The 24,179-nt window shown below is 61.2% G+C and carries 26 protein-coding genes and 1 pseudogene; 16 read left to right on the top strand and 11 right to left on the bottom strand.

The window, feature by feature from the left end; genetic code table 11:
• Positions 1 to 146: 146 nt before the first annotated feature.
• From lon to tgt, 4 genes are all read right to left on the bottom strand, one after another.
• Positions 147 to 2,552 (bottom strand): endopeptidase La, encoded by a 2,406-nt coding sequence (lon, locus tag ACTIEN_RS17330; RefSeq protein WP_439524403.1) that lies wholly within the window; start codon positions 2,550 to 2,552, stop codon positions 147 to 149.
• 215 nt (positions 2,553 to 2,767) lie between these two features.
• Positions 2,768 to 2,929 carry a hypothetical protein gene (locus ACTIEN_RS17325; protein ID WP_439524402.1) on the bottom strand — a complete coding sequence of 54 codons (162 nt, stop codon included), beginning with the start codon at positions 2,927 to 2,929 and terminating at the stop codon, positions 2,768 to 2,770.
• Between the two features lie 67 nt (positions 2,930 to 2,996).
• Positions 2,997 to 3,545 carry a hypothetical protein gene (locus ACTIEN_RS17320; protein WP_439524401.1) on the bottom strand — a complete coding sequence of 183 codons (549 nt, stop codon included), beginning with the start codon at positions 3,543 to 3,545 and terminating at the stop codon, positions 2,997 to 2,999.
• A 77-nt stretch (positions 3,546 to 3,622) separates the two neighbouring features.
• Complete coding sequence (gene tgt, locus ACTIEN_RS17315) at positions 3,623 to 4,753, bottom strand: tRNA guanosine(34) transglycosylase Tgt (RefSeq protein ID WP_439524400.1); 1,131 nt, start codon at positions 4,751 to 4,753, stop codon at positions 3,623 to 3,625.
• 71 nt (positions 4,754 to 4,824) lie between these two features.
• Between tgt and rimK the strand changes: the two genes are divergently transcribed.
• The 6 genes from rimK (at position 4,825) to ACTIEN_RS17285 (ending at position 8,932) form a co-directional block, all read left to right on the top strand.
• Positions 4,825 to 6,273, top strand: coding sequence for a 30S ribosomal protein S6--L-glutamate ligase (gene rimK, locus ACTIEN_RS17310; protein WP_439524399.1), 1,449 nt, complete (start codon positions 4,825 to 4,827; stop codon positions 6,271 to 6,273).
• A gap of 70 nt (positions 6,274 to 6,343) precedes the next feature.
• Positions 6,344 to 6,706 (top strand): SUF system Fe-S cluster assembly protein, encoded by a 363-nt coding sequence (locus tag ACTIEN_RS17305; RefSeq protein ID WP_439524398.1) that lies wholly within the window; start codon positions 6,344 to 6,346, stop codon positions 6,704 to 6,706.
• A gap of 3 nt (positions 6,707 to 6,709) precedes the next feature.
• Positions 6,710 to 7,081 carry a TfoX/Sxy family protein gene (locus ACTIEN_RS17300; protein ID WP_439524397.1) on the top strand — a complete coding sequence of 124 codons (372 nt, stop codon included), beginning with the start codon at positions 6,710 to 6,712 and terminating at the stop codon, positions 7,079 to 7,081.
• Between the two features lie 43 nt (positions 7,082 to 7,124).
• Positions 7,125 to 7,718: a MarR family transcriptional regulator gene (locus ACTIEN_RS17295; RefSeq protein WP_439524396.1), complete on the top strand. Its 594-nt coding sequence runs from the start codon at positions 7,125 to 7,127 to the stop codon at positions 7,716 to 7,718.
• Between the two features lie 49 nt (positions 7,719 to 7,767).
• The gene (locus ACTIEN_RS17290) at positions 7,768 to 8,502 is read left to right on the top strand and encodes a DUF3307 domain-containing protein (protein ID WP_439524395.1); all 735 of its coding nucleotides are present in this window, start codon (positions 7,768 to 7,770) and stop codon (positions 8,500 to 8,502) included.
• A 31-nt stretch (positions 8,503 to 8,533) separates the two neighbouring features.
• Positions 8,534 to 8,932, top strand: a complete 399-nt coding sequence (locus ACTIEN_RS17285) for a HesB/IscA family protein (RefSeq protein ID WP_439524394.1) — start codon at positions 8,534 to 8,536, stop codon at positions 8,930 to 8,932.
• Between the two features lie 22 nt (positions 8,933 to 8,954).
• Here ACTIEN_RS17285 and ACTIEN_RS17280 read toward each other — a convergent pair whose 3' ends face one another.
• On the bottom strand, positions 8,955 to 9,866 hold the full coding sequence (locus ACTIEN_RS17280) for an isopenicillin N synthase family dioxygenase (protein ID WP_439524393.1): 912 nt from the start codon (positions 9,864 to 9,866) through the stop codon (positions 8,955 to 8,957).
• 126 nt (positions 9,867 to 9,992) lie between these two features.
• Between ACTIEN_RS17280 and tpiA the strand changes: the two genes are divergently transcribed.
• Positions 9,993 to 10,730 carry a triose-phosphate isomerase gene (gene tpiA, locus ACTIEN_RS17275; protein WP_439524392.1) on the top strand — a complete coding sequence of 246 codons (738 nt, stop codon included), beginning with the start codon at positions 9,993 to 9,995 and terminating at the stop codon, positions 10,728 to 10,730.
• Between the two features lie 18 nt (positions 10,731 to 10,748).
• On the top strand, positions 10,749 to 11,918 hold the full coding sequence (locus ACTIEN_RS17270; RefSeq protein WP_439524391.1) for a cytochrome P450: 1,170 nt from the start codon (positions 10,749 to 10,751) through the stop codon (positions 11,916 to 11,918).
• 192 nt (positions 11,919 to 12,110) lie between these two features.
• On the opposite strand, the gene ACTIEN_RS17265 is transcribed toward ACTIEN_RS17270, so the two are convergent.
• Positions 12,111 to 12,566: an Lrp/AsnC family transcriptional regulator gene (locus ACTIEN_RS17265; RefSeq protein ID WP_439524390.1), complete on the bottom strand. Its 456-nt coding sequence runs from the start codon at positions 12,564 to 12,566 to the stop codon at positions 12,111 to 12,113.
• Positions 12,567 to 12,716: 150 nt separating this feature from the next.
• On the opposite strand from ACTIEN_RS17265, the gene cobA reads away from it, so the two are divergent.
• From cobA to ACTIEN_RS17235, 6 genes are all read left to right on the top strand, one after another.
• Positions 12,717 to 13,493 (top strand): uroporphyrinogen-III C-methyltransferase, encoded by a 777-nt coding sequence (gene cobA, locus ACTIEN_RS17260; RefSeq protein ID WP_439524389.1) that lies wholly within the window; start codon positions 12,717 to 12,719, stop codon positions 13,491 to 13,493.
• Positions 13,493 to 13,795, top strand: coding sequence for a DUF2849 domain-containing protein (locus ACTIEN_RS17255; RefSeq protein WP_439524388.1), 303 nt, complete (start codon positions 13,493 to 13,495; stop codon positions 13,793 to 13,795). Before cobA ends, ACTIEN_RS17255 begins: the two co-directional genes overlap by 1 nt.
• Complete coding sequence (locus ACTIEN_RS17250; protein ID WP_439524387.1) at positions 13,795 to 15,468, top strand: nitrite/sulfite reductase; 1,674 nt, start codon at positions 13,795 to 13,797, stop codon at positions 15,466 to 15,468. The genes ACTIEN_RS17255 and ACTIEN_RS17250 overlap by 1 nt, the downstream gene beginning before the upstream one ends.
• The gene (locus tag ACTIEN_RS17245) at positions 15,468 to 16,238 is read left to right on the top strand and encodes a phosphoadenylyl-sulfate reductase (RefSeq protein ID WP_439524386.1); all 771 of its coding nucleotides are present in this window, start codon (positions 15,468 to 15,470) and stop codon (positions 16,236 to 16,238) included. The genes ACTIEN_RS17250 and ACTIEN_RS17245 overlap by 1 nt, the downstream gene beginning before the upstream one ends.
• Entirely contained in the window at positions 16,235 to 16,630 is a 396-nt protein-coding gene (locus ACTIEN_RS17240) for a DUF934 domain-containing protein (protein ID WP_439524385.1), read from the top strand. The genes ACTIEN_RS17245 and ACTIEN_RS17240 overlap by 4 nt, the downstream gene beginning before the upstream one ends.
• A gap of 118 nt (positions 16,631 to 16,748) precedes the next feature.
• A complete protein-coding gene (locus tag ACTIEN_RS17235; protein ID WP_439524384.1) occupies positions 16,749 to 17,609 on the top strand; it encodes a ferredoxin--NADP reductase in 861 nt (286 codons plus the stop codon).
• A gap of 133 nt (positions 17,610 to 17,742) precedes the next feature.
• Here ACTIEN_RS17235 and ACTIEN_RS17230 read toward each other — a convergent pair whose 3' ends face one another.
• Positions 17,743 to 18,642: a hypothetical protein gene (locus ACTIEN_RS17230; protein ID WP_439524383.1), complete on the bottom strand. Its 900-nt coding sequence runs from the start codon at positions 18,640 to 18,642 to the stop codon at positions 17,743 to 17,745.
• A 195-nt stretch (positions 18,643 to 18,837) separates the two neighbouring features.
• On the opposite strand from ACTIEN_RS17230, the gene infC reads away from it, so the two are divergent.
• Positions 18,838 to 19,383, top strand: coding sequence for a translation initiation factor IF-3 (gene infC / locus ACTIEN_RS17225; RefSeq protein ID WP_439524406.1), 546 nt, complete (start codon positions 18,838 to 18,840; stop codon positions 19,381 to 19,383).
• Positions 19,384 to 19,434: 51 nt separating this feature from the next.
• Here the strand turns inward: infC and ACTIEN_RS17220 are convergent, their stop codons facing one another.
• The 4 genes and pseudogenes from ACTIEN_RS17220 to dksA form a co-directional block, all read right to left on the bottom strand.
• Positions 19,435 to 20,436, bottom strand: coding sequence for a molybdopterin-binding protein (locus ACTIEN_RS17220; RefSeq protein WP_439524382.1), 1,002 nt, complete (start codon positions 20,434 to 20,436; stop codon positions 19,435 to 19,437).
• Positions 20,433 to 21,401 (bottom strand): annotated as a pseudogene (locus ACTIEN_RS17215) (XdhC family protein). The gene ACTIEN_RS17220 and the pseudogene ACTIEN_RS17215 overlap by 4 nt, the downstream one beginning before the upstream one ends.
• Positions 21,402 to 21,490: 89 nt before the next feature.
• Positions 21,491 to 22,672: an FAD-dependent oxidoreductase gene (locus ACTIEN_RS17210; RefSeq protein WP_439524381.1), complete on the bottom strand. Its 1,182-nt coding sequence runs from the start codon at positions 22,670 to 22,672 to the stop codon at positions 21,491 to 21,493.
• Between the two features lie 74 nt (positions 22,673 to 22,746).
• A complete protein-coding gene (gene dksA, locus ACTIEN_RS17205) occupies positions 22,747 to 23,169 on the bottom strand; it encodes an RNA polymerase-binding protein DksA (protein WP_439524405.1) in 423 nt (140 codons plus the stop codon).
• Positions 23,170 to 23,336: 167 nt separating this feature from the next.
• Here dksA and ACTIEN_RS17200 point away from each other — a divergent pair, with 167 nt between their 5' ends.
• Complete coding sequence (locus ACTIEN_RS17200; protein ID WP_439524380.1) at positions 23,337 to 24,179, top strand: AAA family ATPase; 843 nt, start codon at positions 23,337 to 23,339, stop codon at positions 24,177 to 24,179.

The raw sequence follows: 24,179 nt of genomic DNA, 5'->3' as shown, positions 1-24,179 counted from the left end.
AAGCATACCAAGGATGCACGCATTATCCAGTGTTTCGACACGCAACGCCCACAAAATGCGGGATATCCGTCGTGGTTTGGCCATTTGGCAACGAAAAACGCCGCCCCGAACGGGACGGCGTAGGATCATTTGGGCGTCGCATCGCCTTAGTGCGCGATGGCGGATGCCCCGGTATTGTTCTTGGCCATGGCCTGCGCCGCAGCCTCTTCGGCCGCTTCGTCCCATTCGATGGGTTCGGGTTTTCCGACCAGCGCCAGCTTCAGAACATCCGAAACGTGTTCGACCGGGATGATCTCAAGACCGTTTTTCACGTTGTCCGGCAGTTCCACCAGATCCTTCTCATTTTCCTTGGGGATCAGCACCGTCTTGATGCCGCCGCGCAATGCCGCGAGAAGTTTCTCTTTCAGACCACCAATCGGCATCGCGTTGCCGCGCAAGGACACCTCACCCGTCATGGCGATATCACGGCGCACTGGTATGCCTGTCAGCACCGACACGATGGATGTCACCATCGCAAGACCGGCAGACGGGCCATCCTTGGGCGTGGCCCCATCCGGAACGTGGACGTGGATGTCCATCAGGTCGAACTTCGTCGGCTTGACCCCGATTTCCGGCGCGATGGACCGCACATAGCTGGCCGCCGCGTCGATGGACTCCTTCATGACGTCGCCCAGTTTGCCGGTGGTCTTCATCCGCCCCTTGCCCGGAAGCTTGAGCGCCTCGATATGAAGCAGGTCGCCGCCCACGCTGGTGTAGGCCAGCCCGGTCACAACCCCGACCTGGTTTTCGTCTTCGGCCAGACCATAACGGTGTTTGCGAACGCCAAGATAGTCGGACAGGTTGTCGGGAGTGATGACCACCTTCTCTTCCTGCTTCTTGATGATCTTTGTCACCGCCTTGCGCGCCAGCTTCGAGATCTCACGCTCAAGGTTCCGCACCCCGGCTTCGCGGGTGTAGTAGCGGACCATGTCGGTCAGCGCCTCGTCCGTCAGTTCGAATTCGCCCTTCTTGAGGCCATGGTTCTTGACCTGCTTGGAAATCAGGTGACGCTTGGCGATCTCGGTCTTTTCATCCTCAGTGTAACCCGCGAGCGGAATGATCTCCATCCGGTCCAGAAGCGGTCCGGGCATGTTGTAGGAGTTCGCCGTGGTGAGGAACATCACGTTGGACAGGTCGTATTCCACTTCAAGATAGTGGTCCACAAATGTCCCGTTCTGTTCCGGGTCCAGCACCTCGAGCATCGCCGACGCCGGGTCGCCCCGGAAATCCTGACCCATCTTGTCGATCTCGTCGAGCAGGATCAGCGGGTTTGTCGTCTTGGCCTTTTTCAGCGCCTGGATGATCTTGCCCGGCATCGAGCCGATATAGGTCCGGCGGTGACCGCGGATCTCGGACTCGTCGCGCACGCCGCCCAGCGAGATGCGGATGAATTCGCGTCCCGTGGCCTTGGCGACCGACTTGCCCAAGCTGGTCTTGCCCACACCCGGAGGGCCGACAAGGCACATGATCGGGCCTTTCAACTTTTTCGAACGTTGCTGCACGGCAAGGTATTCGACGATGCGCTCCTTGACCTTCTCGAGGCTGTAGTGATCCTCGTCGAGGATACGCTCGGCACGACCCAGATCCTTCTTGACGCGGGATTTGGTGCCCCACGGGATCGACAGCATCCAGTCAAGGTAGTTGCGTACAACGGTCGCCTCGGCGCTCATCGGGCTCATGTTCTTGAGCTTCTTGAGCTCGGCATCGGCCTTTTCGCGCGCTTCCTTGGACAGCTTGGTCTCGTTGACCTTGGCTTCCAGTTCGGCGACCTCGTTCTGGCCATCCTCGCCGTCGCCAAGTTCCTTCTGAATGGCCTTCATCTGTTCATTAAGATAATACTCGCGCTGCGTGCGCTCCATCTGGGATTTGACGCGCGTCTTGATCTTTTTCTCGACCTGCAGCACAGACATTTCGCCCTGCATCAGGCCGTAGACCTTTTCAAGCCGCTCGCTGACCGAAAGGGTCTCAAGCAGTTCTTGCTTCTGATCGACTTCAATACCCAGGTGACCGGCCACAAGATCGGCCAGCTTTGCCGGCGCGTCCGCATCAGACACGGCCCCAAGGGCCTCGTCGGGGATGTTCTTCTTGACCTTGGCGTAACGCTCGAATTCTTCGGCCACGGTGCGCACAAGCGCCTCGATCGCTGCCGGATCGCCGGGCATCTCGGACAGGTATTCGGCGGAGGCTTCGAAGAAGTTGTCGTTCTCAAGGTATTCGGTGATGCGCACACGGCTCTGACCTTCGACAAGCACCTTGACGGTGCCGTCGGGCAGTTTGAGAAGTTGCAACACATTGGCCAGAACACCGGCCCGGTAAATCCCGTCTGTCTGCGGATCATCCTCCGCAGGGTCCATCTGGCTGGCAAGCAGGATCTGCTTGTCATCGGCCATAACCTCTTCCAGCGCGCGCACCGATTTGTCACGCCCGACAAACAGCGGAACAATCATATGCGGGAACACAACGATGTCCCGCAGCGGAAGCACTGGGTAGGAGGCGTTGAGAGGCTCTTGCATGCTCGTATCCTTATCATTGGCAAGATGGCACTGGCCCCGCTTTGCGGCAGCCCCGGCCATCTCCGTTCAGGTATGTAAGGTGGGTCGCTCCCCGGTAGGTTTCAACCTCACTCTGGTTGAGGACACCATATCTTGATGCTCGTTGCCTGCAAGGTCGGTTTTGAACATCGGTTAAGCTGTGCAGCGTCCGAACCGGGGCAAGACCCCGCAATCGGTCAGGACTTGCCCTTTTCGGCCGCCACTTTCATGCGTGCAAGCAGCGCGCTTTTTTCGCCCTTGTCGGGTGCGCCCGTCTTGGCCTTGCCCGAGGACTTGTGCGCATCGTATCTGGGCGCGCCCTTGCTGGGCTTGGCTGCGCCGGTTTTTCCGTAATCCATGTCGTGCTCCTGTACCCGGTTCGGGCAATCCGGCAGCTTTGCCCCAAGCTGTGGATCGCCGCAAGCGTCAGTTCGCGGGACGTTGCATCATCATCATGTGAACCGCATGCATGCCCTGCTCGACCATCGCAGTGACTTCGGCGGCATGGGTGTGCATCGCCACCACGACTTCTGGGTCATCCGAGGTCTGGGTCACGATCACCCCGTCTTCCGTCACGTCGATCTCGGACAGGATCCGGTCGCCGCGCGCGAAAAAGATATCGAGCGTCGGGCTCTGGATAAAAATCTTCGGATCATCTTTCTGCCCCACCCGGTCGATCATGCCAACAACATGGCTGACCAGCGCCTCCATCACGTCCGGATCGCTTGACCGGGTGACCGTGCGGATGCCGTTGGGCAGGGTCTCGACCTCGCGGCTCAGCGTCTGGAACTTGCGGAACATCAAAGCCAGCTCGGCGCTTTCTTCCGCCGTGGCGTTTTCACCGCGCAGGCCCGGCATCGTGACCATATCGTGCCCGCCGCCGTCAGCCCCGTGCCGATGGCCATGCATCTGCGCCAGAACCGGCATCGCACCAAAAGCGGCGACGAAAGCAACAAGGGTCATCAAACGACTCATATCCATTCTCCCGAAAATTCGTGTTCCGCGATCATATGCGAAGTCGGATACGTATGCACAGAACCGAGTGACACAGTCTAGATCGGCTCGATATCGCCTTCGGACCGCTCCGCATGAAACGCCGCCTCGAACGCGGCAAAGGTGCCACCGGCAATCGCATCCCGCATCGCCTGCATCAACTCCTGGTAATAATGCAGGTTGTGCCAGGTCAGCAGCATGCCCGAAATCATCTCTTGCGCGCGGAAGACATGGTGCAGGTAGGCGCGGCTGTAGTTTTGGCAGGCGGGACAGGTGCAATCCTCGTCCAGCGGGCGCGGATCGTCCTGATGCCGCGCGTTCTTGATGTTGACCTGCCCGCGCCGCGTCCAGGCCTGTCCGGTGCGCCCCGACCGCGACGGCAGAACGCAATCCATCATGTCCACCCCACGCTTGACCGCGCCGACGATGTCGTCGGGCTTGCCCACGCCCATCAGGTAACGCGGCTTGTCCTCGGGCAGTTGGCTGGGCGCAAAATCCAGACAGGTGAACATCGCCTCCTGCCCTTCACCCACGGCAAGACCGCCAATGGCATAGCCGTCAAACCCGATGGCCTTCAAAGCCTCAGCCGATTCCTCTCGTAGATCCTGTTCCAGCCCACCTTGCTGAATCCCGAACAGCATGTGGCCGGGACGATCCCCAAACGCCACGCGTGACCGTTCCGCCCACCGCATCGACAGACGCATCGACTCTGCGATGCGGTCGCGGTCGGCCGGCAAGGAAGGGCATTCGTCGAAACACATCACGATGTCAGAGCCAAGCAGGCGCTGAATTTCCATCGACCGCTCTGGCGTCAGTTCATGTCTTGACCCGTCGATGTGCGATTTGAACGTCACGCCTTTCTCTGTCAGCTTGCGCAGATCAGCGAGGCTCATCACCTGAAACCCACCCGAATCCGTGAGGATCGGCTTGTCCCAGTTCATGAATCTGTGCAGCCCCCCCAGACGGTCGATACGCTCGGCTGTGGGACGCAACATCAGGTGATAGGTGTTGCCCAGAAGGATATCCGCCCCCGTGGCGGCCACGCTTTCCGGCATCATCGCCTTGACCGTCGCCGCCGTGCCCACCGGCATGAAGGCAGGCGTGCGGATCGTGCCGCGCGGCGTGGTGATCGCGCCGGTCCGCGCGGTGCCATCGGTGGCGTGAAGAGCGAAGGAGGAAGAAACTGTCATGATCGGGCCTTACTTGCAGAGCGCGCCCTTGTGCGCCAAATCACCCGCATTGCCAAGGAGGCGCGATTCCCATGTCTGACACCACATCCAACGATCCCGCGCCCAAAGGCTCGGGGTCGGCTCCCGACACGACACTGACATTCGGTTGGGAAGAATGGATCAGCCTGCCGGACCTTGGTCTTCCCGCCATCCGCGCCAAGGTCGACACCGGCGCACGCACGTCCGCGCTTCATGCCGCCGATATCGAGGTGTTCGGTTCGGCCAGCAAACCCCGCGTGCGCTTTGCCGTACACCCGATTCCGGGGCGCGAAGACCTGCTTATCCCCTGCTCGGCCCAAATCGTAGACCGCCGCGACGTCACGTCGTCGAACGGTGAAACCGAAAGCCGGTATGTCATCGCCTCCCGCCTGTCGGTCGGCGGCATGGAGTGGGACGTTGAAATCACGTTGACGGATCGCGGCACTATGACAAACCGCATGCTTCTCGGGCGTCAGGCGCTCAAGGATCATGTCAACATCGTTCCCAGCGAACGGTTTTATCAGCCAGAGCTGGATTTCGACGTTTATCACACCCCCAAGATGCGCAAGATCGCCCCGAACCGGGCGCTGCGCATTGCCGTGCTCAGTCGCGAAAACAACTATTCGACCCGCAGGCTTGTCGAGGAAGGTGAAGACCGCGGCCATTCCGTCGAAGTGATCGACACGACGCGCTGCTACATGGCGATCAACGCAATGGCCCCCGAGGTGTACTACGACGGCAAACGTCTTCCCCGCTATGACGCGATCATCCCGCGCATCGGCGCGTCGATCACACCTTATGGCACCGCCATCGTGCGTCAGTTCGAATCCATCGGCACCTATGTGGTCAATGGCAGCGCCGGAATCACGTCGAGCCGCGACAAACTGCATGCCCACCAGATCCTGGCCCGCCACCGGATCGGCATGCCCCCGACCGCCTTTGCCAATTCACCCAAGGATACGTCGAACCTGATCGGTCTGGTCGGCACCGCACCGCTGATCGTCAAACTGCTTGAATCCACGCAAGGCAAAGGTGTGGTCCTGGCCGAAACCAAGAAGGCGGCTGAATCGGTGATCGACGCGTTTCGCGGTCTCAAGGCCAACTTTCTGGTGCAGGATTTCGTCAAGGAAGCCGCTGGCGAAGACATCCGCTGCCTTGTCCTGAACGGCAAAGTTGTGGCGTCCATGAAACGCACCGGGTCCGAGGGTGATTTCCGCTCAAACCTGCATCGCGGCGGCAGCGCCACCAAGGTCCGCATCAGCAAGGAAGAACGCGACACCGCCGTGCGCGCTGCCAAGGTGTTTGGCCTTGGCCTTGCCGGGGTGGATCTTCTGCGCTCGCATTCAGGCCCCAAGGTGCTTGAGGTCAACTCCTCTCCGGGCCTTGAAGGCATCGAAACCGCCAGCACCAAGAACATCGCGGGATTGCTCTACGACGCAATCGAGGAAAAGGTTCGCCCGGCCCCTGTTCCCCGTCGCAAATCCGCTCGCAAGACATCGTGACATTGCGCCCCTTTACCCCCTCCGTCCCTTTCCCTATATCTTTGGTCAGGAACTTACGGGAAGGACCGACATGAACGACGCCAGCCCCAAAATCGAAGGTGCACCGCTGATTGCACCCTCCAGTACCGATCACCCGCTCTACGATCAGGTGGTCGAGGCCTGCCGATCCGTTTATGACCCGGAAATCCCGGTCAATATCTATGACCTCGGTCTGGTCTACACGCTCGACATCAATGACCAGAACGAAGTGCGCGTGATCATGACGCTGACAGCACCAGGCTGTCCGGTGGCAGGTGAAATGCCCGGTTGGGTGGCGGAAGCCATCGAACCGCTGGCCGGCGTCAAACAGGTCGATGTCGAACTGACATGGGAACCGCCCTGGGGTATGGACATGATGTCTGACGAAGCCCGGCTTGAACTGGGCTTCATGTAAGCCATGGCGGTCACCGACGAACAGATCACGTTTGTCCGTGACCTGTTCAGGGCCGTTCCGGGGATCACCACACGCAAGATGTTCGGCGGTCTTGGCGTCTACTCGGACGGCACCATCTTTTCCATCATCGGCCCGGAAGAAACGCTGCTTCTCAAGGCGCGCGGCGAATTGGCCGATGATCTTGCCGCCGAAGGCTGTGAACAATGGGCCTACGCAGGCAAATCCGGCAAACCGGCGCACATGCCGTATTGGACACTGCCCGACTCTGCCCTTGACGACCCGGACGAGGCCGCCGAATGGGCGCGTCGGTCTTTGGCGCAAGGCGACGGGCCAAAACGGAAATCGAAATCACTTTCTTTGACCAATAGAAAGTGATATAGCTTGCGAAATGGCCCGTCTTTGCGTTCTCACAGGTGACTTGATCGCCTCTTCCGATCTCGCCCCAGACGAGGTGGACGCGACATTGGCCACCATCGAACGCGCCGCTGACGACATCTCGCACTGGCAAACCCCATCCCTTATGACCCGCTTCGCGCGGCGCGGTGGTGATGGTTGGCAAATCGCCATCGGTGATCCCACGCTAGCCCTGCGTGCCGCTCTTTTCATTCAGGCCCGATTGCGACGCGACATGGATACAACGAAAACCCGCATCGCACTTGCCACCGGCGACGGAACCCTGCCGGACAGCGGCGATCTGAATGCAGCGCATGGTCCTGTCTTCGTCGCGTCCGGCCGTTTGCTCACCAGCATTTCCGGCAACAGGCTCATCGCCCACGCCCAAGGCGGTGCAGTAGACGCCGCCACGCACTTGGCCGACCACATCTCCGTTGGCTGGACGCAGGCACAGGCGCGCGCTGTTGCCGCTCTGCTTCCGCCAAACGCACCAGCCCGCGCCGAGATCGCCAAATCCTTTGGCATCACCCGCCAGGCGGTCAACCAGGCTCTCTGGTCCGCAGGCTACCCCGCACTCGACGACGCACTTCGCGCAATGGAAGAGGACGCCCGCAAGTGATTCCGATTTCTTTGCGCCAAAGCAAGCCAGAACACTTGCGGAGCGCCCCATGTTAGACGTCTTCATCGCGCTTTTGCTGGCCCACCTGATCGCGGATTTCCTGGCCCAACCCGACGTGATGATCCGGCGCAAAGCCGAACCGCTGTTCCTTGCCCTGCACATCGCCATCGTGTTCGCCCTCACGTTTGTCGCGCTGGGCGGTCACTGGCAGCTGGCGCTGGCCGTGGCCGCGGCGCATCTGGTCATCGACGCGCTCAAGGTCTGGGGTCTGCCTAACCGTTGGCGCGACAGCCTGCCTGCCTTTATGATCGACCAAACAGCACATCTCGCAACGCTTGTCGCGGCTGCGATCCTCGTGCCGGACGCCATCACCCAAGGGCTTTGGGCCGATCACATCGCACCGATCAGGACACCCGTGATCCTGTTCTGCGGTGCGATCACCTCGATCTGGGCCGGAGGGTTTGCCGTCGGGTTGCTGATGAAACCCTATACAGACCAGTTCGAGGCCGATGATGCTGGCCCCAGTGCCGAAGGGCTCGACAATGCCGGACGCATGATCGGCAAACTGGAACGCGGCTTGATCTTTCTCTTCCTCTGCGTCGGAGAGGCCACCGCCACCGGCTTCCTGATCGCCGCGAAATCCGTGCTGCGCTTCGATACCGCCTCCAAGGGTCAAAAAGCGGGCGAATACGTCATCATCGGCACGCTTGCCTCGTTCGGCTGGGGCCTTGCCACCGGCTACGCAACACTTTCCCTCCTTGAGATCGCAGCCGTGACTCCTTAGGTTAAGGGTAACTGAGAAAGCGAGAGATCCCATGTTCGGCATTCCCGGCAAACAAGCCGTCACCCTCACCCCCAAGGCCGCATCCCAAGTGCGCAAGCTGATGGAGGCCAAAGGCCATGCAGGCTTGCGCATCGGCGTCAAGAAAGGCGGCTGCGCTGGCATGGAATACACCATGGATTACGTCGATGACGCCGACCCCAACGACGAAGTGGTCGATCAGGACGGTGCCATTGTGATGATCGCCCCGATGGCGCAGATGTTCCTCTTCGGGACCGAGATCGACTACCAGACCTCGCTTCTGGAATCCGGCTTCCACTTCAACAACCCGAACGTGGCCGACGCCTGCGGCTGTGGCGAATCGATCAAGTTCAAAGACGTGGACGAACTGGCCACCGAGCACGCCAACGGCGCACCGAACCTCAAGGCGTAGGGTGCGGGATCACACGCACCGCCTATCCCTTCCCCTGCAAATGCACATAGGTCTCGGCATAGCGTTTTGACAAATGATCGCCCGCAGGGATCAGCTTGCCTGACCCGATCGGAGCCACGTTCGTTTCGACATTCGGATTGAAGAACAGCGGCACGGAAATCCGTTCATCCCCACCGCCTTTGACCCGGTGCAGCGTCGCCACAACCCCGCCATCGGTCCACATCTCCAGCATCTCACCGAAATTGATAATGAACTCTCCGGGGGGTGCCTGCACCGGCAACCAGTCGCTGTGCCCGCGCGGCTGCAACTCGAGCCCCGGCTGACCATCCGTCGCCAAAAGCGTCAGGCAGCCGTAATCCGTATGCGCCCCGATGCCGAAATCCTTGTCCCCCGCCCAATCCGGTCGCGGCGGATAGTAATTGCCCCGCAACAGCGCCATCGGGCAATCGAACTTGTCCTCGAAGAAATCCGCATCCGACCCGATGGACATGGCAATCCCGCGCAGAATGCCCCGCGCCACGTCCAGCGCATCGCTGTAATAGGCCCGGATCACTTGTTCGAAACCGGCTGGTCGGTCCGGCCAATGGTTCGGCGCGTAGACAGGCAGGGCAACGCGTATGTCCCCATCAGGCAAAGAATAACCGCAATCGAACACCTCTTTGTAGTCGGGGTTCGCCTGCGGATCGACCTGTTCCGATTTCGGCGCGCCCCAGCCCCGGTTCGATCCGGTCCGGGCCATGTTGACCTGATCCTTGATCTCGTCCGGCAAGGCAAAGAACGCGCGATACGCCGCCAGCACGAATCGCATCCGCGCCGAGGTGAAGGCGGTGTTGTGCACAGTGGCAAACCCCACTTCTTCAGCAGCCACCCGCATCTGTGCCAGAGCATCTGCATCACCTGCCGCCAAAGCCTGCGCATCCAGTCTCGGGATCATCTCGCACCCTCCCGTCCAATCGCCCGGCTTTGTGACACCAGACCACATGCCACGCAACTGCCCTTGACGCCGCTTGCCTGCCCGCGATGATGCACGCCAATCCAAAACGCCAGCAGGAGCCACCACATGCGCCGCAAACTCGCCGCCGGAAACTGGAAAATGAACGGAACGCTTGCTGAGTTGAGCGAGCTTGGAGCGTTGCAAGGCGCCGCAGGTGGTAACGCCGAAGTGCTGATCTGCCCACCCGTCACGCTGGTCGCGTCCGCTGCGGCAAATGCAGGTGCGATTGCCATAGGCGGGCAGGATTGCCACAGCGCCGCCTCGGGCGCACATACCGGCGATGTATCGGCGCCGATGCTCAGGGATGCAGGCGCAACCTACGTGATCCTCGGCCATTCCGAACGCCGCGCCGATCACGGCGAATCCGACGCGCTGGTCGCCTACAAGACCCAAGCCGCCTGGGCCGCAGGCCTGACCGCTATCGTCTGCGTCGGCGAAACCCTCGACGAACGTGAAAGCGGCAAAACCCTCGACGTGGTGGGCCGCCAACTCGCCGCCTCCCTGCCCGACGACGTCACCGGCGCAAACACTGTCATCGCCTATGAACCCGTCTGGGCCATCGGCACCGGCAAGGTGCCCACCACCAACCAGATCGCCGACGTGCATGGCTTTATGCGCAGCGCGCTGATCCAGCGTTTCGGCACTGATCTCGCGGACACGATCCGCCTGCTCTATGGCGGCAGCGTCAAGGCCTCGAACGCAACCGAGATCTTCGCCGTTGCCGATGTCGACGGCGCTTTGGTCGGCGGGGCCAGCCTCAAAGCCACCGATTTTGCACCCATTGTCGATGCGTTGAACAACTGAGCGACACAACGCCAGCCCATGCAGCGATTTTCGCAATCCCCAACCGACCCGGCATTCGTCCAGAACCCCTACCCGTTCTACGACCGTCTGCGCGAGAGCGGCGATCTGGCGTGGTGGGACGACTACGCCATGCCCTGCGCCGCCAGCCACCGCGCGGTCCACGCCATCCTGCGCGACCGCCGTTTCGGCCGCGAAGTCCCACCAGAAATGACCACGTCAATCCCCGAGCACCTCGCCCCTTTCTACGCAGTCGAGACCCATTCCATGCTGGAGTTGGAACCACCCCGCCACACTCGCTTGCGTGGTCTGGTCCTGCGCGCCTTCACCTCGCGGCGGATCAAGGCATTGGAACCTGAAATAACCGCCCTAACCCACGAGAAAATCAACGCTTTCCCGACGGACACCCCCTTCGACATCCTCACCACCTTCTGCCAGCCGATCCCGGTAATCGTCATCGCGCGCCTGCTGGGTGTGCCAGATGACATGGCCCCGCACCTCCTGCGCTGGTCGAACGCGATGGTCGCCATGTACCAGGCCAGCCGCACCCGCGCGACCGAGGACGCCGCCGCGACCGCCGCCGGCGACTTCTCGGACTTCCTGCGGCACTATATCGACACCCGCCGCGCCGATCCCCGCGATGACCTCATCACCCACCTGATCGCCGCCGAGGAGGAAGGCGAAAAGCTGTCAACCGACGAGTTGATCACCACCTGCATCCTGCTCCTGAACGCGGGCCACGAGGCAACGGTGCACACACTGGGCAATGGTATCAAGACGCTTCTCGAAACCGAAACGCGCCGGATCGACGAACAATCCGTCGAGGAAATCCTCCGCTACGACCCGCCGCTGCACATGTTCACCCGCTACGCCTATGAAGAGGTTACCCTTCACGGCCACACCTTCCAACGCGGCGATCAGGTCGCCCTGCTCCTCGCCTCCGCCAATCACGACCCACAGCACTGGCCCGACGCGCACCGCTTCGATCCATCCCGCCCTGTGACGCAGAACACCAGCTTCGGCGGCGGCCTGCATTTCTGCCTCGGCGCACCGCTGGCCCGGCTGGAGTTGCAAATCGCCCTGCCGATCCTGTGGGACCGATGCCCGGCCCTGCGCATCACGGAACCACCCGTCTACGCCAACACCTACCATTTCCACGGGCTGAAGCGTCTGATGGTACAGACTTCCTGAGCCGCACCAAGCGGCCTCCTTGCTATTGCATATTTGAAAAAAGAAGAAGTAGGGGGACAGTGCTCCCACCCCCCGCTTCTTCTTTTTCTAAATATGCATACGCGCCGCAAACGCCTGAACGCGACAGGGCAAAGGCGTCGCGTCGTCGCTGGCAGAGAAAGAGCGCGCGGCAGCGCACAATGTGAGACCCGCCTAAAGCGGCAAAGCCGTGGTCGACTTGATCTCTTCCATAGACAGAAGTGCGGTCACGTTGTGCACCTTCACCTCGGCGATCAGCGCCTGGTAGAACGCATCATAGGCCCGCGCGTTCTTCACGCGGACCTTGAGGATGTAGTCGATATCCCCCGCCAGTCGGTGCGCCTCCTGCACTTGGGGCCGGTCCTGCAATGCCTTGAGAAACGCACGCTGCCAGGCCGCGTCATGTTCGCTGGTGCGGATCAGCACAAAGAAACACGCCTCGAACCCGAGCGCGTCGGCGTCAAGCTGCACCACCTGCGCGCCGATGATCCCGGCCTCTTTCATCTTGCGAATCCGGTTCCACACGGGCGTCTTCGAAGACCCCACTTTGCGGGCGATGTCGTCCAGAGACTGCGCCGCATCGGTCTGCAACTCGACAAGAATTTTCCGGTCTGTGTCGTCAATTTTCATCGCTGTTCCGCTTTCTGCCGATTTCGAGGGTCACATGTCCTCACCCAACCGCCACATAGAACAGATTTCCTTATTCCTGCAAGGGACTGGAAAAATACCAGAACAAAATTCTATTTTAGAGATAAGAAAAGCGCTGAAGAGGACGACCCGATGCCACGCGACTTGCACATGACCACGCTCCAGCCTGTCGCCTTTGTCGGCGCAGGACCGGGCGATCCCGACCTTCTGACGGTCAAGGCTCTGCGCGCCCTTCAAACCGCCGATGTGGTGATCCATGACCGTTTGGTCAGCGCCGAGATTCTCGCGCTTGTCGGTCCGCAGACCCGCTTGCGCAATGCGGGCAAGGAAGGCTTCGGTCCGTCACTCACTCAAGAGGTGATCAACCAGATGATCGTGGACGAAGCCCTGACCGGCGCGCGTGTTGTGCGCCTGAAGTCCGGCGATCCCACCGTCTTTGGTCGTTTGGATGAAGAGCTTGATGCGATCACCGACGCGGGTCTGGACTTCACCATCGTGCCGGGCCTCACTTCCGCCTCCGCCGCTGTGTCCGCTCTCGGCCAATCGCTCACCAAGCGCGGGCGCAACACCGCTGTGCGGCTGATCACCGGGCATGACATGCAAGGCTATGCAGATCACGACTGGCGTGCTTTGGCCCGGGACGGCGAAGTCGCCGCGATCTACATGGCGAAGAAAGCCGCGCGGTTCATTCAGGGCCGCCTGCTGATGCATGGCGCGACCCCGTCAACGCCTGTGACCATCGTCGAAAACGCAAGCCGCTCGGAACAGCGTATCGTCAGCGCGACGCTCGCCACCCTGCCTTCCATTCTATCTGAGGCCGACATGACTGGCCCTGCGCTTCTCATGTACGGGCTGGCACCGCGTGACGCGGCTGCAACCACCCTTCCCCACGTTCAGGAGATGATCTGATGCCAGCGATCTTCACCCCCAAGGTTGTTACCGCCAACGCGCTGCTGAAAGGCGACGTGGTCTACCTGACCCAAGACGACACATGGACCCGCAACCTCAAGGATGCCGATGTCCTGACTGACGAGGCCGACGCCCAAATCCGCCTGATCGACGCAAGCGCCCGCACCTCCGAGGTGGTCGGCGTCTACCTTGCCGACGTGGCACCCGACGCAAAAGGCCCCCAGCCCACCCATTTCCGCGAGGCGTTCCGCATGCGTGGCCCGTCCAACTATCCCCACGGCAAACAGTCCGAGGCACTCTGATGTACCGCTATACCGATTTCGACGCCGCCTTTGTTGCGACGCGCAACGCCCAGTTCCGCGCACAGGTGGAGCGCCGCATTGACGGGTCGCTCACCGAGGATGAATTCAAACCGCTGCGCCTGATGAACGGGCTTTACCTGCAACTGCACGCCTACATGCTGCGCGTAGCGGTGCCTTATGGCACGCTCAACAGCGCCCAGATGCGGCAGCTCGCCACGATCGCGGAGCGGTGGGACAAGGCTTATGGCCATTTCACCACACGTCAGAACATCCAGTTCAACTGGCCCACGCTGCGCGACGTGCCAGATATGCTCGACGCATTGGCCGAAGTGCAGATGCACGCGATCCAGACCTCTGGCAACACGATCCGCAACGTGACCGCCGATCATTTCGCGGGCGCCGCCGCCGACGAGATCGCCGATCCCCGTCCGGTGGCCGAGCTGATCCGCCAATGGTCCACCGATCACCCGGAATTCCAGTTCCTGCCGCGCAAGTTCAAGATTGCCGTGACCGGATCGCCCAATGACCGCGCTGTAACCAAGGCGCATGACATCGGCTTGCGCATGGTGCGCAACGAGGTCGGGGAGCCGGGGTTCGAAGTGATCGTCGGCGGTGGGCTTGGACGTACCCCGATGATCGGCAAGGTCGTGCGTGACTTCCTGCCCGAGGCAGATCTGCTGCCCTATCTTGAAGCCGTGGTGTCGGTCTGGAACCTGCTGGGCCGCCGCGACAACAAGTACAAGAGCCGGATCAAGATCACCGTACACGAGCATGGCATCGATGACATCCGGCACCGGGTGGAGGAACGGTTCGCACTCCTGCGTCCTGCCTTCACAGGCGTGGATCAACAGCTTTACGCCCAGATCAAATCCGACTTTGAGCCGCCCGCCTTCAAGGACTGCGACACCGGGCCGTTCGATCTGGCCTACGCCAATGACCCCGCCTTCCGGTCCTGGGCCGACACCAACCTCAGCGTCCATCGCGCGCCGGGTCATGCCATTGCGCAGATCAGCCTGAAGGCGCATGGCGCGACACCGGGCGACGCCACCGCAGACCAGATGCGCGTGATGGCCGATCTGGCCGCGCGTTATGGCCATGACGAATTGCGCATCAGCCACGAACAGAACATCGTCCTGCCGCATGTCCACAAGGCCGACCTGCCCGCGATCTACGCAGCGCTGAAAGACGCCGGTCTTGCCACCGCCAATATCGGCAGGATCAGCGACATCATCGCCTGCCCCGGCATGGATTACTGCGCTCTGGCGACTGCCCGGTCGATCCCGATTGCGCAAGAGATTGCCACGCGCTTCGACCAGCTGAAACTGGAACACGAAGTTGGTGATCTCAAGATCAAGATCTCGGGCTGCATCAACGCGTGCGGGCACCACCATGTCGGCCATATCGGTATCCTCGGCCTCGACCGTGCAGGGGTCGAGAATTACCAGATCACGCTGGGTGGCGATCACACCGAAACCGCAGCCATCGGTCAGCGCACCGGGCCGGGCTTTTCCGCAGACGAGATCGTGCCCGCCATCGAGCGGATCGTCGACACCTACCTGTCGGAACGGGACAGCGCCGATGAGGCGTTCATCGACACTTTCGCCCGCGTCGGCATGACCCCGTTCAAGACCGCGCTTTATGGTGAGAGCGAGAGAAAGCAGAAGGCCGCGTGATGCTGCACCTGTCGCAACACAGCAGCGCAGAAAGCGCGCACGCGCTTGATGAGCACATGGCCGCGCAGGAACGCGTGGGTGAGTTGAACACGCGCTATCGCCATTTCGGCACGTCCTATTTGCTGGAGGCCGTGTTGACGCGCGGGCTTTTCGACCGCATCGCGATGGTGTCGAGCTTTGGCGCGGATTCCGCGGTCCTGTTGCACCTGATTGCGCAGATCGACCGCGGCCTGCCCGTGCTGTTCATCGACACAAGGCTGCTCTTTGAGGAAACGCTGACCTACCAGCAAGACCTCGCCGACCATCTTGGCCTGACCAACGTGCAGGTCATCCGCGCCTCGGACCGTACGGTTGACGCGGTCGATCCGTACGGCGCCCTGCGTTTCAGTAATCCTGACGCCTGCTGCGACCTGCGCAAGACCCAGCCGCTCAACGACGCGCTTCAAGGCTATGACGCATGGATCACCGGGCGCAAACGGCATCAGGCGCAGACCCGCGAGGGATTGCACTATTTCGACCTCGACGAAGGCACCGCCCGCATCAAGATCAACCCCTTGATCGACTGGAAACCGGCACGCATCGCGGCGCATCTCGACACCCATAATCTACCCCGCCACCCGCTGGTTGCACGCGGCTACCCGTCCATCGGCTGCGCCCCCTGCACGACCCGCGTGGCCATAGGCGAAGACCCCCGCGCCGGACGCTGGCGCGGCACAGGCAAAAACGAATGCGGCCTGCACCGGCCAACCTCATCAAGAGAGGCACAATGACCGTTCTCATCAACGACACCGGCTTTCTGACCACCGACCCGACCCGCTGGATCGACCCCGAAGCGCGCATCGATCTGGCCTCCGACACCGATCCGGCGCGGCTCCGCTGCCTGCTCATCGGCAAGGAACTGGTGCGCGTGGCCTTTCCCAGCTTTTCCGACGGGCGCGGCTTTACCCTTGCCCGGCTGATCCGGCAGCAGGGCTACAAGGGCTGGCTGCGCGCACAGGGCCATGTCATCGCCGACCAATACGCGATGGCGCGTCGATCTGGGTTTGACGACGTGGAAATAGACGACGATCTGGCGACCCGCCAGCCCGAAGGCCAATGGCTGGCCCGCGCGAACTGGCAGGCGCATGACTACCAGTCCCGTCTGCGTGGCATAGCCGCCTGAGCCGAACCTGCGGTCCAAATGACCACCCGCCTGGTCCCTGCGACCATGGGCGGGTTTCGTCTGATGTAAATCAAAGATAGATGTAAGGGATCGGTTTAAACACACCGATGATGAAAACATGACAGAGTTGACACCCGTGACCGAAGCCACAGCCACCAAAGCGCCCGCCGCCAAGACACTCGCCGTTCCCGACGCGCAAACCGTGACTCAGGTCAAACACTGGACCGATCGCCTGTTTTCGTTCCGCGTCACGCGCCCGGCCTCCTTGCGGTTCCGCTCCGGGGAATTCGTGATGATCGGTCTCATGCAGACGGACGAAAAGACCGGCCGCGAAAAGCCCCTGCTGCGCGCCTATTCCATCGCGTCGCCATCGTGGGACGAAGAACTGGAATTCTACTCGATCAAGGTGCAGGACGGCCCGCTGACCAGCCGATTGCAGCACATTCAGCCGGGGGACGAGATCATCCTGCGGCCCAAGCCCGTGGGCACGTTGGTGCATGACGCGCTGCTGCCGGGCAAGCGGCTCTGGCTGTTCGCCACCGGAACCGGCATCGCGCCGTTTGCGTCGCTGCTGCGTGATCCGCAGACGTATGAAGATTACGAAGAGGTCGTTCTGACCCACACATGTCGCGAAGTTGGGGAATTGCAGTATGGCAAGGAGCTGATCGACGATATCCGCTCGGACGAATTGCTGGCCGAACTGATCGGCGAAGGCTTTGCCGACAAGCTGCGCTATTACCCGACCACCACCCGCGAAGAGAGCGCGAAGATGGGCCGCATCACCGACCTGATGCGCTCGGGTGAGTGTTTCGCGGATCTGGATGTGCCGATCATTTCGCCTGAAACCGATCGGGCCATGGTCTGCGGTAACCTTGCCTTCAATCTTGAGATAAAAGAGATGCTCGAAACATACGGCCTCGAGGAAGGTGCGAATTCCGACCCCAGGACTTATGTGGTCGAGAAAGCGTTTCTTGACTAAGGTGATACATTGACATCCGAATGTATCTACCTGTTTTATAATCTGATTGATGACTTCTGAGTTGACCGAGACTCACAAAAATGCCGCGCAGGACTTTCCCTGCGCGGCATTGTCTTATCATGATGATTTTGCGTCAAAGACCCAACTGATCCCGCAACGTCTCCAGCACCGCTTGCAATTGCTCGGGGCTGTCGCGCACCCGATCCAGTGCCGCCTTGGTCGATGTCTTGATCATCAGGGAAAGGTCCGAATTGTCGATGTAGTCGACCACTTGGTCGTAGTCGAAACCTTCGACGGTGAGCAGTTCGTCAATGTCATTCGCCGTCTCACCTGCGGCATCGGCGGTTGCGGTCGCCGCATCTTCGGTTGCGTCCACCGTGCTTTCGACGGCGTCTGTCGCTGTGTCGGTTGCGGCCTCTGATGTTTCGGCAGCGGTTTCAGAGACAGCTTCCGCAGCGTCGTTCGCGGTTTCCACTGTGGCGTCTGCCCCGTCGTTCGCCACATCGGCTGTCCCGTCGATGACATCGCCTGCAGTGTCTTCTGTGGCGTCAACGGCTGTTTCCGCTGTGTCGGTTGCGGTCTCGGCGGCGTCGTCCGCTGTCCCGGTCGCCGTATCAAAGGCTTCGCCGATAGCGTCAGCCGCGTCGGACGCAGCTTCGTTCGCGGTTGTGATGGCCCCGTCAACCGCCTCACCAGCGGACTCGGCCAGTGTGTTTGCCGCTTCACCAGCCTCTGTCGCTGCGTTGTCCGCGGCTTCGTTGGCGTCAGTGACAGCCTCTTCCATCGTTTCGGCCATGCCATCAACGGTGTCCGATGCAGCGTCATCTGCCGCATCGGCAGCATCAGCGGTCTCTTCCGCCGCCTCTTCGGTCGCGCTTTGCGTGGCCTCTGCCGTGTCCTCGGCGGTGTCGGTCACCACCTCTGTGCCGCTGTCGGCCATTTCAGGCGTATCGCCGGATTGGGTAAACAGCCAGACACCAATGCCGGCAGCAGCCACAACTGCTAGAATGATCAGGTTTTTCATCGGATCCATGACCCCCACTTTGAGACTTCGCCGCTCCGCACCCTCACAGTGCAGGCTTCTGAAGGAGATGTGCGGTCCATGTCCTGTGACATCAAGGGGACCCCCGGACAGATCGGCCCATATCCGCCGAAAAGCCGCTTGAAACGCGTCAGTATGACGTCTACTTTACAGCCTTGATTTGAACTGCATTAAAGGAGCAACACCATAGCCCGCAGACCACATAACGCGCCACCACAGCGCGACACCGGCCCCCGCGTCAATGACCGCATTCGGTCCGCTGAAATACGCCTGATTGGCGCAGACGGTGAAAACGTGGGTGTTGTCACGCCCGAACGCGGCATGCAGCTGGCTGAAGAAGCCGGGTTGGATCTTGTTGAGATTTCACCAAACGCGAATCCACCGGTCGTCAAGATCATGGATTTCGGCAAGTTCAAATACGAACAGCAAAAGCGCGAATCCGAAGCGCGCAAGAAGCAGAAGATCATCGAGATCAAAGAGGTCAAATTTCGACCCAATACTGATACGAATGACTACGAAGTCAAAATGCGCAACGTCTTCAAGTTTCTTGAGAACGGCGACAAGGTGAAGATCACCCTGCGTTTCCGGGGCCGCGAAATGGCACACCAGAACCTTGGGCGCGAGCTTTTGGAGCGGGTTGCGGAAGACACCAAAGAGCATGGCAAAGTCGAAAACATGCCAAAGATGGAAGGTCGTCAGATGGTTATGATGATCGGCCCGCTGCCGAAATAATCGCGACGTCTTGTTCTGAAAATTTTGAAAGCGACCTTCGGGTCGCTTTTTCTATGCCTTTTCACGCGGTGCGGGGCGGGATGGCGGTTCCTTCAGCAATCCGCCAACACCCAGCCCCATGATGTCTGCGGCGGTGACGGGCACATCGCACAGCATGCGCTCCAGCACCCAATCCGCGCCGTTCATCGCCGGGGACCGCGCACAGCCGGGCAAGCCGATCACCGGCGCGTCACCCAAATGTCCCCAGAACAAGAGGTTGCCCGGATCAACCGGCATGCCGTAATGCACCACCTGACCACCTGCCGCCCGAAGCGCCTCTGGGGCCACGTCGTAGAGGTCCGATGTAGCGGACCCGGTCAGAACACAGACGATATCGAACTGCGAAACCGCACCGGCCAGCGCGCTGCGCAACGCATCCACCTGATGCGGTACAACGGTCCTGGGGCCAAGAGACACCCCCATCCGCTCAAACCGCAACGCCATGGCGCGCTGACCCTTGGCACCGTTGTCGCGCCCGCCGACGCTGGTCTGGATCAACAGCGCCGATCTGCGGCGCACCGGACAAAGCGTCAGCGCGTTACGGCCGGCCGCACAGGCGGCGTCGACCGCATGACCCGGTGCGCCGTAGGATATGATCTTCACCGTCGCGACCATCCCGCGCGCCGCCATGCGCTGCCATTGCGGTACGGTTGCCACCGTCACCATCGGATGCACCGCGTTCACCGCATTGATCCGGTCGGCATCAATTGACGCCACACCGTTTTGGGTCGCATAGATGTTCACGCGTCCGGTGCTGGCCGGGGCCACCCGCAGGCACACGGCATCCGGGTCAGGCACCAAGGCGTTTGCAAGACGTTGCGCCGCCGTGTCTTCGTGAACGTCCCCTTCCTCGAGACGGGCAACCGTGACTTCTTTCACTCCGGCAGTGGACAGTTTGTCCAAAGCGGCTTTGTCCAGCGTCACACCCTTGCGCAGACGCCCTTTGGGCAACGCGACGGAATGCGCGAGAATCGCCCCTTGCGCAGCTTCCAGGGGAACCAGACCGAACTTCATGCGCCCTTCCGCAACACGCGTGTCATCTCGGCCAGGATCGACACCGCGATTTCGGCAGGACCAGCCGCCCCGATATCAAGCCCGATGGGTCCGTGAATCTGCGCGATCTCCGCCTCGGTAAAGCCTGACGCCGTCAACCGCTCTACCCGCTTTGCGTGGGTCCGTTTCGATCCAAGCGCACCGATCTAAAAGCAGTTTGCCCGCAAGGCGTGTTCCAGTGCGGGATCGTCGAGTTTCGGATCATGCGTCAGCAGCACAAGCGCCGTGCGGGTATCAAGCCCCAGGGTCTTCACAGCCTCGTCCGGCCAGTCATGCAGGATCGTTTCGCCGGGAAAGCGGCTGTCCGACCCAAAAGCCTCGCGCGGGTCGATCAGTGTTGGATCATAACCCGCGATCCGCGCCATCGGAACAAGCGCCTGCGCGATATGCACCGCCCCCACGATGATAAGCCGCAGCGGCGGGTTGTGGATGGCGACAAAGGTGCGACTGTCCTCGACAAAACCCGAGCGATCCATACGGAACGCCATGTCATGTCCATCCTGCGTCAGAGACCGGGAGTTTCCATCCAGGTCAACCACATAGGCGACGGGGCTCCGGGTGGCGCGATATTTTACCAACTGGTCCAGAATCTCTTCGGGCAGGACCGCACCAACAGGTTCCAGCAAGACGCGGATGGTGCCGCCGCAGGCCAGCCCGACAGCAAACGCATCGTCGTCGCTGACCCCGAATTCAAGCTCGCGCGGTGTGCCGTCTTCCAGTGCGTCCATCGCCTCGACGATCACCGCCCCTTCAACGCATCCGCCCGAGACAGAGCCTTCGATCTCTCCCTCGCCGGATATCGCCAGTTGCGCACCAACCCGGCGGGGCGCGCTGCCCCAGGTCTCGATCACCGTGGCAAGCACAGCCCCCTTGCCCGCGCGATGCCAGGCGAGCGCCGTTTCCGGACATGTGTCAAACCGCTCCATTCAGGTGATCTCCTCCGAATTTTGCCTTAATCTCAAGCAGAGTGTAACACGCCAATTCGCGCTGTCGCCCCCTGCAATAGTGGTACATGTCAGCCCGCAGATGTCCGCGTGACGTCATGCCCGTAAAGCCAGTCGAACCGCCCCAACATCTGCCCCGGTGACACCCGGCTGAGCAGGCCCAGTGCCGTATGTGCAGCAAACCGAAACGGACCCGGCGACAGGTGGTAATTGCGCGCGTTCCTGCTGGCGGCGTCGATCACCCGTGTGACCCTTGCCTTGCGACGCTGTTGATACTCGGCCAGCCCTGCCCCAAGGTCTTGCGCCTGCGTGAGTGCGTCGGCCAGAACCCACGCATCTTCCATCGCCATATTGGCCCCCTGCGCCAGAAAGGGCAGCGTCGGATGCGCCGCATCCCCAAGCAAGGCGGTTCCCTGCCCGTACCAGCGCGCAGCGACCGGATGGCGGAACAAACCCCAGACACCCGGATTTTCGGCCTGGGACAGGATTTGGTGGACTTCGGCATCGAACCCGGCGAACGCCTTGCGCATGTTGTCCGCATCATCCCTTTGCGACCAGCTTTCCGCTGCCCATTGGGCGCGCTCTTCGACGGCCACCACGTTGAGCAACGTGCCATCCCGAAGCGGATAGGTCACCATGTGCCGCCCCGGCCCCATATGCACCCGCGCATGCGCCGGGTGACCGGTGGTGTTCGGCACGATACACCGCCACGCCACCTGCCCGGTAAAAAACGGCTTCTGCGCCGAGTTGAGCCCCGGTCGCACCGCCGAATGAATCCCGTCCGCACCGATAGCCAGATCGGTTTCTCGCTGGTCGCCGGTGGCCAGAACGACCTTCGGACGCGGTCCGGATGTGACCGTATCCACCCGCTGCAACAGCCGCACCGACACGCCCTGCGCGCGCGCCGCGGCCGAGAGAAGATCAACCAGATCAGCGCGATGCACAAAAAGATACCGTTGATCGTCGGGCAGTCGCTTTAGATCAAGCCGCGCCACTTCGGCCCCGGTTGACCCGTTGCGCAAAGACACCGCACGCCCCTGAACCGATCGCGCGAAGAGGTCGTTCGCCAACCCCAGCGCTTCGATCACCCGCAGACCGTTGGGCGATACCTGAATGCCGGCACCGACCTCGGTGATGGCTTCGGCCTGTTCGAGCACAGTCACCGACGCCCCGCGTTGCCGCAACGCCAGGGCCGAGGTCAGCCCGCCGATGCCGCCACCGATCACCGTGATGTCCAGAGACTTCAGGTCCACGTCATGCCCCTCAAAAGAAAACGCGCCAGAGCTGCAGCTCCGGCGCGAAAAAACTCATTCAGACGCGTTCCGCATCAATCGTCGCGATGGACCTTTTCGCGTCGCTCATGGCGCTCTTGCGCTTCGAGGCTGAGCGTTGTGGTTGGCCGAGCGACCAGCCGCTTGAGCGAAATCGGCTCGCCGGTTGCCTGACAAAAGCCAAATTCGCCTTCGTCGATCCGGCGCAGGGCCGCGTCGATTTTGGACACCAGCTTGCGCTGACGGTCACGGATCCGCAATTCGAGCGCACGGTCGGTTTCCTCGGACGCACGATCCGCCACATCCGGGATGTTGCGCGTTCCGTCCTGAAGGCCTGCAATGGTGGATTTGCTGTCGCTCAGCAACTCACTGCGCTGCTCAAGAAGCTCACGGCGGAACCACTCGACCTGGCGATCGTTCATGAAAGGCTCGTCCTCGGCGGGTCGATAATCATCGGGCAGGAAAGTTTCGGCTTTCATCTTGGTCCCCTTGTCTACGCCAGTATCTGTCATAGAAATTCCCCTAGATATCTGGCACCCCTACGCGCAGCACTTAACTCAAGGCCCCGAGGTTGTCACTACCGAATAGCAGCACAAAACAGTGAAATCCCTGTACTGGGACCAAGACACAAAAAGGCAGAAATCATATGAGATTCGAAGGCACGGACAGCTATGTGGCAACCGATGACCTGACCATCGCGGTCAACGCCGCGGTGACACTGGAACGCCCGCTTCTGGTCAAGGGCGAACCGGGCACAGGCAAGACCGAACTGGCCCGTCAAGTCGCCGCCGGACTGGGCCTGAGCATGATCGAATGGAACATCAAATCCACCACCAAGGCGCAGCAGGGTCTGTATGAATACGACGCGGTCAGCCGGTTGCGCGACAGCCAGCTGGGCGACGAACGTGTCAACGACGTGTCCAATTACATCCGCAAGGGCAAGCTCTGGCAGGCGTTTGATGCAAATGAAAAGGTCGTGCTGCTGATCGACGAGGTGGACAAGGCCGATATCGAGTTTCCCAACGACCTGCTGCAGGAACTCGACAAGATGGCGTTCCATGTCTACGAGACCGGCGAAACCGTGACTGCCCGCCATCGTCCCATCGTGATCATCACCTCGAATAACGAAAAGGAACTGCCCGACGCGTTCCTGCGGCGGTGTTTCTTTCACTACATCCGCTTTCCCGACCCCGACACGCTGCGGCGCATCGTCGAAGTGCATCATCCCGGCATCAAGGACGCGCTTCTGACCTCCGCGCTGACCCAGTTCTACGAACTGCGCGAACAGACCGGGCTGAAGAAAAAGCCGTCGACGTCGGAAGTTCTGGACTGGCTCAAGCTGTTGCTGGCCGAGGACATGACGGCCGAGGATCTGAAGCGCGACGGGGTGAATGCGCTGCCGAAACTGCACGGGGCGTTGCTCAAGAACGAACAGGACGTGCATCTGTTTGAACGTCTGGCCTTCATGGCCCGGCGCGAGCGGCGGTAG

It is taken from the genome of Marivita sp. (genome assembly GCF_051859345.1).
Taxonomy (GTDB): Bacteria; Pseudomonadota; Alphaproteobacteria; order Rhodobacterales; family Rhodobacteraceae; genus Marivita.
Note: the sequence above shows the minus strand (reverse complement) of the source record. Positions and strands in the feature narration are given on the sequence as shown.